This is a genomic window from Streptomyces spinosisporus, assembly GCF_022698145.1.
Lineage (GTDB): Bacteria > Actinomycetota > Actinomycetes > Streptomycetales > Streptomycetaceae > Streptomyces > Streptomyces spinosisporus.
In genome coordinates, this window is the sequence record NZ_JALDAX010000061.1 from 1 (window position 1) to 927 (window position 927).

General features: G+C 67.5%; 2 protein-coding genes. Both read right to left on the reverse strand.

The window, feature by feature from the left end; all coding sequences use genetic code 11:
* Nucleotides 1-127: 127 nt before the first annotated feature.
* The gene (locus MQN93_RS44530; RefSeq protein ID WP_372504541.1) at nucleotides 128-538 is read right to left on the reverse strand and encodes an alcohol dehydrogenase catalytic domain-containing protein; all 411 of its coding nucleotides are present in this window, start codon (nucleotides 536-538) and stop codon (nucleotides 128-130) included.
* A gap of 152 nt (nucleotides 539-690) precedes the next feature.
* The gene (locus MQN93_RS43700; RefSeq protein WP_242713918.1) at nucleotides 691-888 is read right to left on the reverse strand and encodes a hypothetical protein; all 198 of its coding nucleotides are present in this window, start codon (nucleotides 886-888) and stop codon (nucleotides 691-693) included.
* Between the last annotated feature and the right edge of the window lie 39 nt (nucleotides 889-927).

Consider the following 927-nt stretch of genomic DNA (forward strand, 5'->3'; position numbering starts at 1 on the left):
GCCGTTTTCGCCGCGTGCCTGTTCCGCCACATCGGCCAGGTTACCGCTGCGGACCGTAGCATGAATGGGAATGGACCTCAAGGTCCTTTTCTACGGAGGCCACGGTCGAATGCGAGCGGTCCCTCCGTCAGGGGCAGGGGCTCGGGAGTGAGGTGGAGTAGTCCTTGGGCGAGGGCGGTGGTGAGGTGGGTGAGTTGTGGGGCGTCGGGGCGTACGTAGAGGTTGGTGCACCGTTGACCGGGAGTGCGGCCGGGGCGACGGGTTTCACTGTGGCGGGGACGGGGGCCGTGTGGGCGGCGGCGACGAGGACCCTCTCAGTCCAGAAGCCACCGCCGCCCGGAAGCGGCGCCTCGTGCGTCACCGCACGGTCTCCTACGGCGATGCCCTGGACGCCGGGGCCGACAGCGCGCAGTCGGCCGACGCCTTCGACGCCCAACGCGGCGGGGGCCACAGTCCGACATCCCAGCCGCCGGTGTTCAGCAGTCGGTCCCAGGGGCCCACGCCCGCGGCCTCGACGTCGATGAGGAGCTGACCGCACCTGGCGGCCGAGGTTCAGGCAGGTCGAGGACGACGACTTCCGTCTCCCTGGGCACGGATACTCCAATTGCCTTCATTGCTCCATCTCAACTCCTCAACTCGATGTAAGCCGGACGCAGTTCGGCCGCCCGCCGACGCCGCGGCAGTGCTCTTTCACGGGAGCAGCTTCTCCACACCGGCAGCGCCTTCTTCGTCGAGAAGGCGGCGTGCCTCTTCGAGCTTCTCCGGCGTGATGTCATGACCGGACGCCAGGACTATGTCCTCCGGGTCGGGCAGCTCGTCGGTTCCCGTGTGGAGGACCGCATCGGGGGTTCGCTCTCCCCATTCATTGTCGTCAGTGCCTTCAGACATCGTGTCTCCTCCTCAGGGCCACAGCGGCGCTAAAAGGGT